Annotated in this window: 18 protein-coding genes; 11 read left to right on the top strand and 7 right to left on the bottom strand. The window is 64.1% G+C overall.

Annotation, left to right across the window (positions count from 1 at the left end):
* Positions 1-263: 263 nt before the first annotated feature.
* Positions 264-1934, bottom strand: a complete 1671-nt coding sequence (locus tag ACZBJS_RS38060) for a bifunctional metallophosphatase/5'-nucleotidase (RefSeq protein ID WP_456815759.1) — start codon at positions 1932-1934, stop codon at positions 264-266.
* A 61-nt stretch (positions 1935-1995) separates the two neighbouring features.
* Positions 1996-2757 carry a crotonase/enoyl-CoA hydratase family protein gene (locus ACZBJS_RS38055; protein WP_050387826.1) on the bottom strand — a complete coding sequence of 254 codons (762 nt, stop codon included), beginning with the start codon at positions 2755-2757 and terminating at the stop codon, positions 1996-1998.
* Positions 2758-3151: 394 nt separating this feature from the next.
* On the opposite strand from ACZBJS_RS38055, the gene paoA reads away from it, so the two are divergent.
* Genes paoA through paoC form a run of 3 tightly spaced genes read left to right on the top strand, consistent with a single transcriptional unit; the run spans position 3152 to position 6979 of the window.
* Positions 3152-3793, top strand: coding sequence for an aldehyde dehydrogenase iron-sulfur subunit PaoA (gene paoA, locus ACZBJS_RS38050; RefSeq protein WP_076828978.1), 642 nt, complete (start codon positions 3152-3154; stop codon positions 3791-3793).
* A complete protein-coding gene (locus ACZBJS_RS38045; protein WP_229191169.1) occupies positions 3790-4740 on the top strand; it encodes an FAD binding domain-containing protein in 951 nt (316 codons plus the stop codon). The genes paoA and ACZBJS_RS38045 overlap by 4 nt, the downstream gene beginning before the upstream one ends.
* A 31-nt stretch (positions 4741-4771) precedes the next feature.
* Positions 4772-6979, top strand: coding sequence for an aldehyde oxidoreductase molybdenum-binding subunit PaoC (gene paoC, locus ACZBJS_RS38040; RefSeq protein ID WP_463439997.1), 2208 nt, complete (start codon positions 4772-4774; stop codon positions 6977-6979).
* A gap of 89 nt (positions 6980-7068) precedes the next feature.
* On the opposite strand, the gene ACZBJS_RS38035 is transcribed toward paoC, so the two are convergent.
* Both ACZBJS_RS38035 and ACZBJS_RS38030 read right to left on the bottom strand, forming a co-directional pair.
* Positions 7069-7797, bottom strand: coding sequence for an alpha/beta fold hydrolase (locus tag ACZBJS_RS38035; RefSeq protein WP_463439996.1), 729 nt, complete (start codon positions 7795-7797; stop codon positions 7069-7071).
* Between the two features lie 102 nt (positions 7798-7899).
* Positions 7900-8463, bottom strand: coding sequence for a DinB family protein (locus ACZBJS_RS38030; protein WP_057015223.1), 564 nt, complete (start codon positions 8461-8463; stop codon positions 7900-7902).
* A gap of 136 nt (positions 8464-8599) precedes the next feature.
* Between ACZBJS_RS38030 and ACZBJS_RS38025 the strand changes: the two genes are divergently transcribed.
* Positions 8600-9292: a VOC family protein gene (locus ACZBJS_RS38025; protein WP_057015224.1), complete on the top strand. Its 693-nt coding sequence runs from the start codon at positions 8600-8602 to the stop codon at positions 9290-9292.
* Positions 9293-9367: 75 nt separating this feature from the next.
* The gene (locus ACZBJS_RS38020) at positions 9368-10438 is read left to right on the top strand and encodes a lytic transglycosylase domain-containing protein (protein ID WP_463439995.1); all 1071 of its coding nucleotides are present in this window, start codon (positions 9368-9370) and stop codon (positions 10436-10438) included.
* Between the two features lie 44 nt (positions 10439-10482).
* Here the strand turns inward: ACZBJS_RS38020 and ACZBJS_RS38015 are convergent, their stop codons facing one another.
* Entirely contained in the window at positions 10483-10869 is a 387-nt protein-coding gene (locus ACZBJS_RS38015; protein ID WP_076828970.1) for a DUF1330 domain-containing protein, read from the bottom strand.
* A gap of 143 nt (positions 10870-11012) precedes the next feature.
* Here ACZBJS_RS38015 and ACZBJS_RS38010 point away from each other — a divergent pair, with 143 nt between their 5' ends.
* The 3 genes from ACZBJS_RS38010 to ACZBJS_RS38000 all read left to right on the top strand — a co-directional run bounded on the left by ACZBJS_RS38010 (position 11013) and on the right by ACZBJS_RS38000 (position 12871).
* Positions 11013-12005 (top strand): LysR family transcriptional regulator, encoded by a 993-nt coding sequence (locus ACZBJS_RS38010; RefSeq protein ID WP_057015227.1) that lies wholly within the window; start codon positions 11013-11015, stop codon positions 12003-12005.
* A gap of 291 nt (positions 12006-12296) precedes the next feature.
* On the top strand, positions 12297-12506 hold the full coding sequence (locus ACZBJS_RS38005) for a cold-shock protein (RefSeq protein WP_028339489.1): 210 nt from the start codon (positions 12297-12299) through the stop codon (positions 12504-12506).
* 104 nt (positions 12507-12610) lie between these two features.
* Positions 12611-12871 carry a hypothetical protein gene (locus ACZBJS_RS38000; protein ID WP_057015228.1) on the top strand — a complete coding sequence of 87 codons (261 nt, stop codon included), beginning with the start codon at positions 12611-12613 and terminating at the stop codon, positions 12869-12871.
* Between the two features lie 110 nt (positions 12872-12981).
* Here ACZBJS_RS38000 and ACZBJS_RS37995 read toward each other — a convergent pair whose 3' ends face one another.
* On the bottom strand, positions 12982-13224 hold the full coding sequence (locus ACZBJS_RS37995) for a hypothetical protein (RefSeq protein ID WP_463439994.1): 243 nt from the start codon (positions 13222-13224) through the stop codon (positions 12982-12984).
* An 89-nt stretch (positions 13225-13313) separates the two neighbouring features.
* Here ACZBJS_RS37995 and ACZBJS_RS37990 point away from each other — a divergent pair, with 89 nt between their 5' ends.
* A complete protein-coding gene (locus tag ACZBJS_RS37990) occupies positions 13314-13556 on the top strand; it encodes a DUF6894 family protein (protein ID WP_082653668.1) in 243 nt (80 codons plus the stop codon).
* Between the two features lie 22 nt (positions 13557-13578).
* Here the strand turns inward: ACZBJS_RS37990 and ACZBJS_RS37985 are convergent, their stop codons facing one another.
* On the bottom strand, positions 13579-13812 hold the full coding sequence (locus ACZBJS_RS37985; protein WP_057015230.1) for a DUF6894 family protein: 234 nt from the start codon (positions 13810-13812) through the stop codon (positions 13579-13581).
* A gap of 498 nt (positions 13813-14310) precedes the next feature.
* Here ACZBJS_RS37985 and rpsU point away from each other — a divergent pair, with 498 nt between their 5' ends.
* Positions 14311-14616: a 30S ribosomal protein S21 gene (rpsU, locus tag ACZBJS_RS37980; RefSeq protein WP_076829105.1), complete on the top strand. Its 306-nt coding sequence runs from the start codon at positions 14311-14313 to the stop codon at positions 14614-14616.
* Positions 14617-14778: 162 nt separating this feature from the next.
* A complete protein-coding gene (locus ACZBJS_RS37975) occupies positions 14779-14901 on the top strand; it encodes a hypothetical protein (protein WP_256520744.1) in 123 nt (40 codons plus the stop codon).
* The last annotated feature ends 316 nt before the right edge of the window (positions 14902-15217 follow it).

The following is a 15217-nucleotide window of genomic DNA, read 5'->3' as shown; positions in this document are numbered from 1 at the left end:
CGTGCGAGGACGCATGATCCGGAAAAGTGCGCGGCGGTTTTCCGACCAAGATCATGCAAGAGCAGGCCCTAATCTAGGCCGTTAGCGGCGTTCCGGAAAGGGCCGACATCATCCCTGTTCCCGTCCTTCCAAAGCCGGGGTGTTTTCCGCGTCATTGCCAGCGGAGCGAAGCAATCCATGCCGTCGCATGCTCGGAGACAATGGATTGGTTCGCTCCGTTCGTAATGACGTGAGGAGCTGCGTACGCCGCCCCTAGACCTCGCTCAATTGATCCGCTCGATCCGCTTGCCTGCCGTTGGGCCTACCGGGCTGTTGGCCTTGAAGTAGGCATAGAGCGCATCGACGTCGTAGATGCCGAACTGCTGCGCGGTTCCTTGCTTGAATACCGTGAAGCCGTCGCCGCCCTCGGCGAGATAATTGTTCACGGTGACGCGGTAACTCGCGGCCGGGTCGATCGGCTTGCCGTCCAGCGACATCCGTGCGGCAATGATGCGCGCGCCATCGGGCTTGCTCGCATCCCACGCATAGGAGAACCCCTTCGAGACCTGGAGGGCGCGCGGCCGCTTCGGATCGGCCCATTGCTGCTCCAGTGCGTCCTTGAGCTGCTTGCCGGTCAGCGTCATCGTCACGAGCTGGTTGCGGAACGGCTGGCTTGCGAAGATATCGGCATAGGTCACCGCGCCGTCCTCGCGCTTGACGATGTCGGTGCGCACACCGCCGGGATTGGTGAAGGCGATCAGCGCGCCGCCATTCGGCTCGGCGCTAGTTGCAAGCAGCTGTGCATCGGCGACGATGTCGCCGAGCGGGCTCTCGCCGGTTTCGGCAGGTGTACGCGACAGCGTTTCGGTGACCGAGCCTGCCGCGCGGCTCGCGATCGGCGCGGCCAGCCGGTCGTAGGATTCCAGCAGCGCGCTCTGCTCGGGATCCTTGGCCGTGCCGGCGATCCGCACGATGGTGTTGGCGGCCCTGGCGCTGATCACGTCATGGCTGTTCGGATCAAGCTGAAGATCGATCGCGGTGACCAAGGTGCCGTATTTGTCGCCGGAGGTGACGAGCCGTCCGTCGATCTCGCAGACATAGGCCTGGTGGGTGTGGCCGGAGACCACGACGTCGACCGCGCGATCGAACTTCTTGACGATGTCGACGATCGGCCCGGAGATCCCTGGACATTCATTATAGTCGCCGGTCGGAAAGCCGCCTTCGTGGATCAGCACCACGATCGCCTCGACGCCCTTTGCCTTCAGCTCGGGGACCAGCGCATTGACGGTCTCGGCCTCGTCGCGGAAATCGAGGCTCGCGACGCCGGCCGGCGACACCAGGTTCGGGGTGTTCTTCAGCGTCAGCCCGATGAAGGCCACTGCAATGCCGTCGAATTGCTTGATCTCGTAGGGCGGAAACACCGGCTTGCCGGTCGCCTTCTCGATCGTAGAGGCGGCGAGATAGCGGAATTTGGCTCCTGTGAACGGGTGCGGCCCCTGGCATTTGTCGATCGGATGGCAGCCGCCATTCTGCATCCGCAGCAGCTCGTCCTTGCCCTCGTCGAATTCGTGATTGCCGACCGAGGAGATCGCAAGCCCCATCAGCGAGAGCGACTCGATGGTCGGCTCGTCATGAAACATCGCCGACAGGAACGGGCTCGCGCCGATCAGGTCGCCGGCCGCGACGAAGATGTTGTTCTTGTGGCCCTCGCGCACCTGCTTGACGACGGTGGCCATCCGCTCGGCGCCGCCGGCGGGCTCCATGATCTTCCTGGTCGCGTCAGCGGGGTCGGTGATGCGGATGCCACCCGGCGGGGGCCGCAGATAGCCGTGGAAATCGTTGATCGCGAGAATGCGCAGGCTCACCGGCTCCGCGGCCTGCGCCGCGCAGGGGTTTGCTGCGGCCAGTCCGAACGCGCAGAGCGCGGTGAGAGGGGAAAGGCGGGGCTGTCTCATGACCTGTCCATGGAGCACGGGATCATGGCGCCGCGCCACTGCAATTTTGCGACGCTTCGTTTCAATCCTTCGGGCGAGCCATGAATGCCTTGAACGCCTCGACTGCTTCCTCGGAGCGCATCCGTTCGCTGAACAGATGGTTCTCCTGCTCGATGCGGCGGGTGACGTCCTCCGGCGGCAGCCGGATCAGGCGCCGCGAGATCGCCACCGCCTCGGCCGGCAGCGCGCAGATCTCGCGCGCCACCTTGTGCGCCTCCACCTCGGCATGTCCCGGCGCCACCACGGTATTGACGAAGCCGGCGACGCGGGCGTCGTCGGCCGACATGGTGCGGCCCATCACCAGCATCGCGAAGGCACGCTGGTGGCCCATCATGCGCGGCATCAACAGGCTCGAGGCGCCTTCCGGCACCAGGCCGAAATTCGAGAACGGCGTCGAGAACAGCGCGGTCTTGCTGGCGAGCACATAGTCGCAGTGAAACAGCATGGTGGTGCCGATGCCCATCGCGACGCCGTCGACGGCGGCGATGATCGGCTTCACATTGTGGGCCAGCGAATACAGGAATTTGACGAGGTCAGAGGCCGGCGGCGTCTCACCGGTCGAGGTGCCCTGCGCGAGCAGGTCCTCGATGTCGTTGCCCGCGGTGAACACGCCGGAGCCGCCGGTGATGATCAGGCAGCGGATCTTCGGATTGTTCTGCGCCTTGTCGATCGCGTCGCTGATCGCGCGAAACATCTCCTGGGTGATCGCGTTCTTCTTCTCGGGCCTGCGCAGCCGGATCACGCGCGTGGCGGCTTCGTCGGTCACTATGACATGCGCGGTCATCGAGCGGTCCCAGGGTCGGCCGGCATCGTCGCCGGTGGAGGTCGTACCCGCTATCCTACATGATCCGGTGCAAGCCCCAAGAGCTCCAGCGTGTTCCGGGCCGCTTTTCCCTGTGGGCGAGCATGAGAACGGCGCAATGCAGATAAATCTTGCGATTCCGGGCAGGGGACGTTGGTCGTAGGCGCGGAGGCGCACGGCGATGCTGCCTTCCGCCCGCGCCACGATGGCGCCGATGCTGCCCGCCCGCCGCGCCCGTGGCGCTCGCGACGAGTTTAACTTCCCCGCGAGAAACATTCCGCTGTTCGCAGCATTCCCCCTTTGCTGACAGGCCGAGCAGACCTCGACACGTCGTCGTCGTGGTTCCGCGTCCGGCTGACCTGAGGAGAGCAGCGGCATGCAGATCTCCGGACGTTTGGAACTATCGCGGCGCCATCTGTTGATTGTTGGAGCCGCCTCGCTTGCGGCGTCGTCGATCGCGACGCCTCCGCCTGCGGCCGCCCAATCTGCCCCGACCGGAGCGCCCGTGATGACGAGAGTATCCTTTGACGTGAACGGCGAAACCCACCAGCTCGAGCTCGACACCAGGACCACGCTGCTTGATGCCCTGCGCGAGCACCTGCATCTGACCGGCACCAAGAAGGGCTGCGACCACGGCCAATGCGGCGCCTGCACGGTGATTGTCGACGGCCGGCGGATCAATTCCTGCCTGACGCTCGCCGTGATGCATCAGGGCGACGAGATCACGACGATCGAGGGGCTCGGCACGCCGGACGAGCTGCATCCGCTGCAGGCGGCATTCGTCGAGCATGATGGCTATCAGTGCGGCTATTGCACGCCCGGCCAGATCTGCTCGGCGGTCGCAGTGCTTGCCGAGGTCAAGGCCGGCATCCCGAGCCATGTCACGGCGGATCTGAATGCGCCGCTGCGACTGACCAATGCCGAGCTCCGCGAGCGCATGAGCGGCAATATCTGCCGCTGCGGCGCCTATTCCAACATCGCCGAGGCGATCAGCGAGGTCGCCGGGAGGAGCGCATGAGATCATTCAGCTATGAGCGCGCCGCCTCGCCGGGCGCGGCGGCCGCAGCCGCCGCCGGCACCGCGAACGCCAAGTTCATCGCCGGCGGCACCAATCTGCTCGACCTGATGAAGCTCGAGATCGAGACGCCGGCGCATCTGATCGACGTCAACGACCTGGCGCTCGACCGCATCGAGGAGACCGCGGACGGCGGCTTGCGGATCGGCGCGCTGGTGCGCAACACCGATCTCGCCGCCGATATCCGCGTGCGGCGCGACTACGGCGTGTTGTCGCGCGCGCTGCTCGCCGGCGCTTCCGGCCAGTTGCGCAACAAGGCGACAACCGCCGGCAATCTGCTGCAGCGGACGCGCTGTCCCTATTTTTACGACACCAATCTGCCCTGCAACAAGCGCAAGCCCGGCAGCGGCTGCGCCGCGATCGGCGGCTTCAGCCGCCAGCATGCGGTGGTCGGTGTGAGCGACGCCTGCATCGCGACCCATCCGAGCGACATGGCGGTGGCGATGCGCGCGCTCGACGCCGTCGTCGAGACGGTGCGGCCCGACGGCACCACGCGCAGCATCCCGATCGCCGAGCTGCATCGTCTGCCCGGCGACAGCCCCGAGATCGAAACCAGCCTGGTGTCGGGCGAGCTGATCACCGCGGTGGTGCTGCCGAAACCGGTCGGCGGCGCGCAGGCCTATCGCAAGGTGCGCGACCGCGCCTCTTATGCCTTTGCGCTGGTCTCGGTTGCCGCGATCGTGCAGCGCGACGGCACCGGCCGCGTCGCGCTCGGCGGCGTGGCGCACAAGCCGTGGCGCGTCGAGGCGGCGGAGGCGGAATTGCCTGCTGGCGCCAAGGCCGTCACCGCGCGCCTGTTCGCCGATGCGAAGCCGACCAAGGACAATGCGTACAAGCTGCCGCTCGCCGAGCGAACGCTGGCGGCGGTGCTGCGCGAGGCCAGAGCTTGAGATCCAGGGCTTAAGAAGAGGGCCTGACATCATGCGATTTGAACATCCTGCCACCTTCAATCCGATCGACCAGCTCAAGGTGATCGGCCACCCGACCAGCCGGATCGACGGGCCGCTGAAGACCACCGGCACCGCGCCTTACGCCTATGAGCGGCACGACGTCGTGGCCAACCAGGCCTATGGCTACGTGGTCGGTTCGGCGATCGGCAAGGGGCGGATCGGTTCGATCGATCTCGAGGCGGCCAAGGCTGCGCCGGGCGTGCTCGCCATCGTCACAGCGGACAATGCCGGCAAGCTTGGCAAAGGAGAGCGCAATGCGGCGCCGCTGCTCGGCGGGCCGGCGATCGCGCATTATCACCAGGCCGTCGCCGTCGTCGTCGCCGGGACCTTCGAGCAGGCGCGGGCCGCGGCGCAACTGGTCCGGATCGACTACGTCAAGGGCGACGGCAAGTTCGATCTCGCCGCGGAGCGGGACAAGGGCGTCACGCCGCACCCATCATTCGGCGGCCCGGCCGATAGCGCCGTCGGCGATTTCGCCGCCGCCTTCGCTGGTGCGCCCGTGCAGCTCGATGCCACCTACACCACGCCCGATCAGGGCCACGCGATGATGGAGCCGCATGCTTCGATCGCGGCCTGGGACGGCGACAAGCTCACGGTTTGGACTTCCAACCAGATGATCGCCTGGGGCGCTGAGGATATGGCGAAGACGCTTGGCATCGCCAAGGAGAATGTCCGTCTGGTGTCGCCCTATATCGGCGGCGGCTTCGGCGGCAAGCTGTTCCTGCGCGCCGAGGTGCTGCTCGCCGCGCTCGGCGCCCGCGCGGCCGGCCGGCCGGTCAAGATCGCGCTGCAACGTCCGCTGATGTTCAACAACACGACACACCGTCCGGCGACGATCCAGCGCATCCGCATCGGCGCCGAGCGCGACGGCAAGATCACGGCGATCGGCCACGAAAGCTGGTCTGGCAACGTCAAGGACGGCGAGCCCGAGATGGCGGTGAGCCAGACGCGGCTGCTTTATGCCGGCGCCAGCCGGATGACGGCGACGCGGCTTGCGGCGCTCGATCTGCCGGAGGGCAATGCGATGCGCGCGCCCGGAGAAGCCTCCGGCATGATGGCGCTCGAGATCGCGATCGACGAACTCGCCGAGAAGCTCGGCATCGACCCGGTCGTGCTGCGCATCAGCAACGACACCCAGGTCGACCCCGAGCATCCGGAGCGGCACTTTTCGCAGCGGCAACTGGTGCAGTGCCTGAGCGATGGCGCGGCGCGGTTCGGTTGGGACAAGCGCAATCCGAAACCCGGCGCCGTCCGTGACGGGCGCTGGCTGGTGGGAATGGGCGTCGCCGCGGCGTTCCGCAACAATCTCGTGACCAAGTCGGCGGCACGCGTTCGTCTCGACCAGAACGGCATCGTGACCGTCGAGACCGACATGACCGACATCGGCACCGGCTCCTACACCATCATCGCGCAGACCGCGGCCGAGATGATGGGCGTGCCGCTCGAGAAGGTCGCGGTGCGGCTCGGCGATTCCGACTTCCCGGTGTCCTGCGGCTCGGGCGGGCAGTGGGGCGGCAACAATTCCACCGCCGGCGTCTATGCCGCCTGCACCAAGCTGCGCGAGGCCATTACGCAGAAGCTCGGCTTCAATTCCGAGGAGGCGGTTTTTGCCGACGGCGTGGTCCGCTCCGGCAATCGCAGCGTGCCGCTGGCGCAAGCCGCCGGCGGCGGCGACCTCGTGGCGGAGGATGCCATCGAATACGGCGATCTCGCGAAAACCTACCAGCAGTCGACCTTCGGCGCGCATTTCGTCGAGGTCGGCGTCGACGCCGACACGGCTGAAATCCGGGTGCGGCGGATGCTTGCGGTCTGCGCGGCGGGCCGCATCCTCAATCCGAAGGCGGCGCGCAGCCAAGTGATCGGCGCGATGACCATGGGTGTCGGCGCGGCGCTGATGGAAGATCTCGTCGTCGACAGGCGTCATGGCCTGTTCATCAATCACGACCTTGCTGCCTATGAGGTGCCGGTCCATGCCGACATCCCGCATCAGGAGATGATCTTCCTCGACGAGATCGATCCGATCTCATCGCCGATGAAGGCCAAGGGCGTCGCCGAACTCGGCATCTGCGGCGTCGCCGCCGCGGTCGCCAATGCGGTCCACAATGCGACCGGCGTGCGGGTGCGCGACTATCCGATCACGCTCGACAAGTTGCTGGCAGGGATGCCGGAGCCGGCGTAGCGCGGGACGCTTCACCTCGCCCCGCAAGCGGGTGAAGAACGGGGAGAGGGAGCACAGCGGAGTCGGGGGCGCTGTTCTACCTAAACGCTCTAACCGCGACCGACGAACGAGCCGATGCCCCGGCCGATCGCGGCGCCGTGCTGAAACAGCGCGCCGAGGTGATCGCCGGGCACCGACATCGCATCGAGGCCGTTCTCCGCGGCGAAGCGCTGCATCGGCGCATGCGGCCCGTCGTCCTGTCCGTTCCAAAGCAGCACCGGCACGCGCGAGGACAGCACCGCGTCCTTGGCGCCATCGACCTGTCCGAGCGCATTGAAGCAGGCGCGCACGCCGCCTTCGAGATCCGGCGTCACCCATTCGGCGAGCTCCGGCACCGTGCGGCGGGCAAAGGTGATGAAGGCACCATAGGTCAGCGGGCCGGCGTTGCCGCGCGGCAGTCCGGTGAGAAAGTCCCAGCCGCCGATCGCCAGCGACGCCAGCCGTGCCGGGAAAAACCGGGCGACACCGACCGCGACCCAGCCGCCCATCGAATGTCCCACCACGTTGGCGCGCTCGTCGCCGAGATCGTCGATCACGGCGACGATGTCGCCGGCACGCTGCGCCTGATTATAGAGCGCCGGATCGGCGGGCTTGTCGCTCAGGCCATGTCCGAGCGAATCGACGCAGACGACGCGAAAGCGATCGGCAAGCGCGTCGACCACGCCGCATTGTTTCCAGCTCGCGGCGTCGAGCAAGAGACCGTGCTGCAGCACGATCAGCGGCCCGGATCCCTCGACGGTGTAATGGATACGCTGGCCCCGGTGATTGGCGAATGGCATCGGATAGAGTTCCCCACGTTTTACCAGAGGTGAGCGTGGAGGCGCCGGGTTTCAAGACCTCGTTCCGGATCAGGAACCGCATCGCCGATGGCGGGCGAACCATCAGCCGCCCCACACGGTGGCTTCGCTCCAGCCGAGATCCCTGAACTCGGCTGCCCGGAGCGGGGCTTCGCCGGCGGCGAAGAATTCGTCGAGCTGCGGCGGCTTCACCGTGGTCTCCGAGAGCATCGCATGGGCCTGGCCGCGATGATGAATCTGGTGCTGAAACAGATGCATCAAGAGGCGGTCGCGCCGCTCGGTCTGCACGCTCGTGTCGCGATTGATCTTCACCACATCATCGAGCCGCTCAGCCGTCAGCGCATCGCAGTGCACGATCAACCGCTGATCGATCGCGCGCTGGGCGTCTTTCAGCGCGGCGACTGACGGGTAGGGCACCTCGTTGGCCCACGCCTTCGGCCCGAGCCAGCCGCCCTCGAGCGCATCAATGTAGAAGAGATCGATGACATGAATGTGGTTGAGCGTCGCCTGCAGGCTCGGGAAGAACCCGGTCCGCGCGGCGGCGAACTCCGCCTGGCTGAGACCGGCGCAGGCCGTGAGCAGGCGGTGATTGGCCCAGGCATTATTGTACGCAAAAGCGCGAAAGGTCTGAACGAGGCCTGCTTGCATATCGGTCCTCACTGGATTGACTGTTTCAGGCAGGTGCACCGGCCGACCCGCGACAGTGATCGTGGTGCTTGCGTTGGTGACTTGATCCTCGCATAGCTAATCCATCGTGGTGCACTTCATCCGAAGGCGGGAGCAGATGCAACTGGCAAAGAACGTGATCGACGTCGGCCTTTCCTTCAACGATCTCGAACCGATGCTGCGGTTCTGGCAGCAGGAGGCCGGACTTCGCTTCGATCATGTGCAGCCGATCCGCCGCGGGCAGAAGCAGTACCGGCACGACGCGCAAGGTTCGGTCATCAAGCTCAACCATCATGTCGAGCCGCTGCCGGATGCGGCGCCGAGCGGCTATCGCGAACTGATCATTGCGCGCGCGGGCGTTGACGCACCGCAACGCATGGCCGACCCCGACGGCAACAGCGTTTGCCTGGTTGCGCCCGGACATGACGGCATCACCCAGATCGCCGTCACGATGGCGGTGCGCGACCTTGCCGCGCATCGCAGGTTCTACGGCGACATCCTCGGCTTCACCGAGCAGTCATGGTCTGATGGTCCGGCGTTTCGCCTCGGCGACAGTCTGATCCTGCTCAGGGAAGATCGCGCCGCAACCATCGATCCGGTTCGGGGTGCGCGCGGCTGGCGCTACATCACGCTGCAGGTCGCCGACATCGACGCCGTGCATGACGAGTTGCGCGCCAAGGGCGTGCGGGAAGGCCTTGCGCCGGTGACGCTCGGCGAGGTCGCGCGGATCTCCATGATCCTCGATCCCGATGGCAACTGGATCGAACTGTCCCGCCGCGCATCGATCGTTGGAAGCCTGTCCAACCGCTAGGCAGCAAATTTTCTGGCCGCCCGGTCGGCACCGATGATATGATTCTGCGAATGCATCCAATTTGATGATCGCTTTATGCAGTCGATTTTCGGGCCGCGGCGGGTTCATCGATCGATTTTGCCAGCGGCTATCGGCTCGGCTTGCCTGCTGCTGTTCGTCCCCGTCGCAAACGCCCAACCTCCCGGCAATCCAGCGGTAACGCCCTCCGCGCAGCGCGCAGAGCTGGCGCAGGCACAAACATCGCAAACGGAAACGTCTCGTCCGGATACCAACGCCGCAGTGCGCAACGCTGAGGCCGATCGGTCGGCGTCCGATCAGCAATCGTCATCCGTTCCGTCGCCGGCGCCGACAGCTTTGCGTCCAAAGCTCGATGGGCCGCAGCAGTACTGCAAGGCGTTGGAGGAGGCTGCTTTAGAGAACGACTTGCCGCCGGATTTCTTCGTCCGGCTGATCTGGCAGGAAAGCAATTTCGATCCCAACTCGGTCAGTTCGGCCGGTGCCCAGGGGATCGCCCAGTTCATGCCCGGTACTGCGCGGTGGCGCGGTCTGGCCGACCCGTTCGAGCCATTGCCTGCCTTGCAGGAATCCGCGCGCTGGCTCCGCGAGCTGCGCGCGCAGTTCGGCAATCTCGGCCTTGCGGCGGCCGCCTATAATGGTGGTCCACGGCGGGTTCAGGATTGGTTGGCGGGACGTGGAAGCCTGCCGGGCGAAACGCGCGCTTATGTCAGGATGATCACCGGCAGGTCCGCCGAGGAATGGGCGCAGGGTTCGCTTGAGGATCGGGTCCACACCGACGCGGCCATGGCCTGCGGTGACATCGTGCGCGGCATGCTCGTTCGGGCGCTTCCCGCGGGCCCAAGAGAGTCCGTGACAATCGCGCAGCAAGCTGCGTGGGGGCCCTGGGGACTTCAATTGGCCGGCGGCCCGTCGCAATCGCGCGTACTCGCCGACTACCAGCAACTTCAGAAACGATTTGCATCCGTGCTCGGCGATCGCGCACCGCTCGTTCTGAGATCGCGCATGGCCGGGCCAGGCTCGGCCACCTGGTATCTGCTCCGGGTCGCCGAGACGACCCGTGAGCGAGCTAACCAGCTGTGCGCCCGGTTGGAGGCAGTCGGCGGTCGCTGCCTGGTGTTTCGCAACTAGGTGGCGCACGTTGCAGGTCGCAGCGATCGACGGCGTGGTCAGCGCTAATTGGCGACAGAGCCCTCAACTGCAAATGTGTGGTACCTCGCGTATTTCTCGCCGACGGCCCGAACCTGCACGTAGGCCGGATCGTATCGCCAGGCCCAAAGCGCCTCCATGCTCGGATACATGTAGACGACGACGCGCTTGGGTGGATCTCCATCGACGGCAACGACCTGCGACCCGGTTGCCGCCGCGCCGGCAGCCGCAATCAACTTGCCGCCATGTGCCCTGATGATCTCCTTCGCCTTCGGGAGATATTCCCTGGCATAGCCATCGGGATCGGTGACCTCGATTTGGCCGATCAAATAGGCGGGCGGCCTGGCTTCGCCATGCAGCGCTTCGCTGCCAAGAGCGCCGATAGCGGTACAACTCAACATGACCAGAGCCATCTTACCTCCAGAATTCATGGGAGCCTCCTCCGGTGCCGTGCCTGTGCGGCAAGCCGCAGCCTGACAGGACTCTTCACGAGGCTTCGAAATACGTCCAATACATATATTTTCTCGAACCTTATGCTCGAATGGTATAAGCGGGCATGAACCTTCAACAGGCCCTCACGTTCTTGACGGTGGCCGAGCTCGGCACCGTCTCAAAGGCCGCATTGCGGTTGCGTGTCGCCCAACCCGCCCTGTCCAGGCAAATCATCGGTCTCGAACGGGAGCTCGGCTTGCAGCTCTTCGATCGCGTCGGGCGCCGGCTTCTATTGACTGGCGAAGGCGAGCAGTTGATTGCGGGCTGCCGTCTGCTGCTCAACAGCGTCAATTCGCTGAAAGAGCAGGCTCAGCTGCTTCGCCAAGGAGATACCGGGGTCTTGAGGATCGCCGGCTCGCCGCAACACATCGAGAGCGTGCTGTCAGATTTTCTCCACCGGTACGCGGAGCGATATCCCAGGGTCGAGATCAGGATCAGGGAGGGGACGGGCAGCGAGATATTGGCGATGCTGGAACGCGGCGAAGTTCACCTCGGCCAAAATTTGCTGCACGCCGTCAGACTGAACGAGCAGCACTTCGGCAGCCTTCCGCTTGGATCCGTACAGTTACTGGCTGCTTGTCATCCGTCGATGCCGCTTGGTCCCCGTTGCACAATCGAGATCGCTGACCTCGCCGAACTTCCGTTGCTGCTGCTGGACAGCGGGTTCGGATTTCGGCGTGCTTTCGATGCGGCAAGCCGTATGGCGGGGCTGAAACCGAAGATCACGTTCGAGAGTCGCAGTCCGCACACCTTGCTGGCACTGGCCGAGGCGGGGCACGGCGTCGCGATCGTTCCCTCCCAGCTTCAGTGCTGGCGCTACGAATTAAGGATTGTTGGTCTCACGCACAGGCGCCGCGTGTTGCAGGAGCCTCTGACTATCTCATGGGACAAGCGGCGTCCGTTGCCTCGTTTCGCGACCGATTACTGTGCAATGCTGGCAGCGCATATGCGGGAGACGTTTCCGATCACGCGCCCGACGGAACCGGCAGCGGCAAAAGCAAGTGTTCAGACGCGCGCCAAGCGAGTTCCACGCAAGGCGAAAAGTTCGGGCGGTTGAATATCGCGATTTGCGTCCGCGTCACCGATCACCGAGTTGCGCGGCGGCGCAAGCCCTTACGCGAAACATGGTTCGGTTTATCGGAACGGCAGCTCGGTGAAGCTCCGCTCGCCCCCATCGACGGCGCTTCCGAGCTTGCCCTAGCGGATTAAGTGTGTATGCTTGCAGCGTTCGATTTGCCGTTGTGCCTTGTTGAATGGTCAAAGCGGCCCTTTTCCAAAGAACATCGTCGGTTGAAGGATGATGCGGAACCAGGCGCGAATTCACGTGCGTCCGCTTTGGAGAAGACAAATGCCTACAGGTACTGTGAAGTGGTTCAATGGCCAGAAGGGCTTCGGTTTCATTCAGCCCGATGATGGCACGAATGACGTGTTCGTTCACATCAGCGCTGTCGAGCGGGCCGGACTTGGCGGTCTCGCCGAGGGCCAGAAGCTGTCGTTCGAACTCAAGGTCGACAAGATGCGTGGCAAGACCAGCGCCGAAGATCTTCGGCTGGCTTGAATCGATCTGTTATTCCACGGATGTACTGGGATGACAGCCGCGGCCCGCTCGATCCTCTGATGGGTTGAGCGGGTCTCTCTGCTTTTCAAAGGGCTCATTCGCTCATGGCCAAGAAGCCGGAAGAACTCTCTGCCGAGCGCCTGGCCAAGGCCCAACGCCAGCGGCTTGCCGCCGAGGCCGGTGCGCAGGCAATCGCTGAAGTCGAGCGCGATGCGATCGCCGTGCGCAAGAACATGGTGCGTCTGCGGGCTCTCCGTGAAGCGCGTGACGCCGAGGCGGCCGCCGCGCAGGCTGGCTCTGCACCCGCTGGCACGGCATCTGTGGCTGCCAAGAGAACCAAACGGGTCAAGCGCATCGTGCGTTAAGCCGCGCAATCACGCACGTCGAGTCCGTCGCTGATACGTTGCTGAAGCGGACCTGTTGTTTCGCGGCCTCGGCCGCCAGTTCAGGCCGCGAAGCCAGGCCGTGGCCCGAACTATTTGGGACGATCGGCTTCCTTCCTGTTCGCCGCCTTCAGTCTGATCCTGATGTAGTCAGTGATATCGCCGGCCGCATCACGCAGATCCTGTTCCGTCAGGCCTTGCTGTCCCGCCATCTCGATGCACCGGCGCGCCAACTCGGCAACGTCCTGCGAGGCACCCGGCATTCCATATTGCTCGGCAGCGTGGACGCTGTTTTCAATCCAGAAATCAAGGAACTCTCTCGCTTTTGCGGTCATGACTCACCCGGACGGCTCGCGCGCCACTGTCCTCACCGGCCACATTCCCCGGTCTTCGCAGGAACAATCGAGAGCCGGGGTAAATTACCATGCCGATGACGCGCTATTATTTCGATCTTCGTGACGGCGGCGGCCTGGCGATCGACGAAGAGGGCATGGAGATGTCCAACTTCGGTGCGGTTCAGGAGGAGGCTGCGCGCGCCTTGGCCGACGTCATTCGGGATTCCTTTCGCGGTCACAATTTCCATCAGATTGCCATCGAGGTCCGGGACGGCGACGGGCCCGTGCTTGAGGTGGCTATCGCTTGGCGCAGTTGCCGGCTGGATTCTTGAGTTTGGCTGCGCAGCGCGGCAGTTAGCACCTTGTGATACCCAGACTGAGACTGACCTGAAACAGCGGCCCTTCGTCCGTCCGGACCTCAAACGCCAGCAGCCTGTGTTTATCCAAAGGCAGGTTCTCCTTGGCTATGCTGAGCAATGACTGCATCGCTTCGTGCGCGGCAGTTTCCTCGTCGCGTAGCTCGATGCCCTGTTTGTCGGCATAGAGTTGCTCGCCGTTGCGGATATCGAAATAGAAGCGGGTTGCCATCTTCGGCTCCCTTTGGTGGCGGGAGCTGCCCAGGCTCTCAGGTGCCGGCGCTCAACAGTCGTCCGGCAGCGCCGTACTCTGCGCCTGTTGGAGCGAATTTGCTACTCGGCAACGATGGAGATTTTTGGGGAACCGCTTTTCGCGTTCGCGGTCAAGCCGCCATCGCCGTTCAGCCATGATCTCGCCGTGGCTGAACCGTCGGATATAATTCTCACGGTCTGCGATTGTGTCTTGCATAGCTGAGATGAGTGCATAACTGTACTAGATCGACTGGCCTTGAGCCTTGTAGATCGGTCCCAGGACCTTTTTCCAAAGACATCGTCGGATGAAAGCGAGGACGCGTGCTTGTAGCACCGCGGCTGAAGCTTCCGCGACGTTGTCGGTCGGCTGCCGTTCCACGGATGTACTGGAATGGCAGTGCGGCCCGCTCTGTCATTGATAGAGCGGGCTCTGGTCTTGTTCATTCAAAGTGCGTTGTACCGCGAGAGAGGTGATCCGTTGCAAGTTCTTGTCAGGGACAACAACATCGACCAGGCGCTTCGAGTTCTAAAGAAGAGGTTGCAGCGCGAGGGCGTCTTTAGAGAGATGAAGCGCCGCAGATCGTTCGAAAAGCCATCGGAAAAAAGGGCTCGAGAGAAATCCGAGGCCGTGCGGCGAGCCCGCAAGCTTGCCCGCAAGCAAGCGATACGGGATGGATTGATCGCGGCGCCTCCGCGGAAACCCAAATTCCCGGCGTCCAAACCTTCGGCGCCAAGGCAATCACCACAATCGCCACAGCAAGCAGGCAGCACACGGGAGACCTAGCCCGTACCGATCCTGCTGGAAGGATCGTGCAAGATGACGCAGCGATCTTATCGAGGCAACGGATGCCTCCAGGAACGTCTCTCCGATGAGATCTGTCGTCGGCGAGCCGTGGATCGGGATATTCGGTCGAGGCACGACGATCAACGGCGACGCGCGCAGAACTTGGCCGGCACGGCCATCAACGCAATGGCAGATCATTCCGCCAGCCAGTTCGATCAGGCCGCGCGCAAGCGTGACTTGCTCGACGGCCCGGAGGAATTTCGCGCGTTTCGCGCGGATCGCTGACGAAACGTATGATTCGGCGGTAGGCGCAAAACTCGATGCCGTCCCGGGCAAGCGAAGCGCGACCCGGGACCCATAACCACAAGTGCCGATTGGTTTGCAACGCTGGAGCCACAGCTCGTTTCAAAACGGAAGGCTGTGGTTATGGGTCCCTGCTTTCGCACTAGCGTGTCTACACGGTTTTGGGGCGCGACAGATTGACTCGGTGCAGCAAGAAGTGGCGTCTCTGCAGCATGTTGTATGATTCTCTCACTGGCGCTTTGATTCGAAGGAGCGCCAGCGATGCAGCCGGATTTGTCTTTGGGTGAGTTCGGGGACG

The organism is Bradyrhizobium sp. KZN70725 (genome assembly GCF_055264925.1).
Note: the sequence above shows the minus strand (reverse complement) of the source record. Positions and strands in the feature narration are given on the sequence as shown.

What these genes read in the sequence shown, in the direction of transcription:
- ACZBJS_RS38060 (WP_456815759.1), bottom strand. Translation starts at nt 1,934, where the DNA reads ATGAGACAGCCCCGCCTTTCCCCTCTCACCGCGCTCTGCGCGTTCGGA.
- ACZBJS_RS38055 (WP_050387826.1), bottom strand. Translation starts at nt 2,757, where the DNA reads ATGACCGCGCATGTCATAGTGACCGACGAAGCCGCCACGCGCGTGATC.
- paoA (WP_076828978.1), top strand. Translation starts at nt 3,152, where the DNA reads ATGCAGATCTCCGGACGTTTGGAACTATCGCGGCGCCATCTGTTGATT.
- ACZBJS_RS38045 (WP_229191169.1), top strand. Translation starts at nt 3,790, where the DNA reads ATGAGATCATTCAGCTATGAGCGCGCCGCCTCGCCGGGCGCGGCGGCC.
- paoC (WP_463439997.1), top strand. Translation starts at nt 4,772, where the DNA reads ATGCGATTTGAACATCCTGCCACCTTCAATCCGATCGACCAGCTCAAG.
- ACZBJS_RS38035 (WP_463439996.1), bottom strand. Translation starts at nt 7,797, where the DNA reads ATGCCATTCGCCAATCACCGGGGCCAGCGTATCCATTACACCGTCGAG.
- ACZBJS_RS38030 (WP_057015223.1), bottom strand. Translation starts at nt 8,463, where the DNA reads ATGCAAGCAGGCCTCGTTCAGACCTTTCGCGCTTTTGCGTACAATAAT.
- ACZBJS_RS38025 (WP_057015224.1), top strand. Translation starts at nt 8,600, where the DNA reads ATGCAACTGGCAAAGAACGTGATCGACGTCGGCCTTTCCTTCAACGAT.
- ACZBJS_RS38020 (WP_463439995.1), top strand. Translation starts at nt 9,368, where the DNA reads ATGCAGTCGATTTTCGGGCCGCGGCGGGTTCATCGATCGATTTTGCCA.
- ACZBJS_RS38015 (WP_076828970.1), bottom strand. Translation starts at nt 10,869, where the DNA reads ATGGCTCTGGTCATGTTGAGTTGTACCGCTATCGGCGCTCTTGGCAGC.
- ACZBJS_RS38010 (WP_057015227.1), top strand. Translation starts at nt 11,013, where the DNA reads ATGAACCTTCAACAGGCCCTCACGTTCTTGACGGTGGCCGAGCTCGGC.
- ACZBJS_RS38005 (WP_028339489.1), top strand. Translation starts at nt 12,297, where the DNA reads ATGCCTACAGGTACTGTGAAGTGGTTCAATGGCCAGAAGGGCTTCGGT.
- ACZBJS_RS38000 (WP_057015228.1), top strand. Translation starts at nt 12,611, where the DNA reads ATGGCCAAGAAGCCGGAAGAACTCTCTGCCGAGCGCCTGGCCAAGGCC.
- ACZBJS_RS37995 (WP_463439994.1), bottom strand. Translation starts at nt 13,224, where the DNA reads ATGACCGCAAAAGCGAGAGAGTTCCTTGATTTCTGGATTGAAAACAGC.
- ACZBJS_RS37990 (WP_082653668.1), top strand. Translation starts at nt 13,314, where the DNA reads ATGCCGATGACGCGCTATTATTTCGATCTTCGTGACGGCGGCGGCCTG.
- ACZBJS_RS37985 (WP_057015230.1), bottom strand. Translation starts at nt 13,812, where the DNA reads ATGGCAACCCGCTTCTATTTCGATATCCGCAACGGCGAGCAACTCTAT.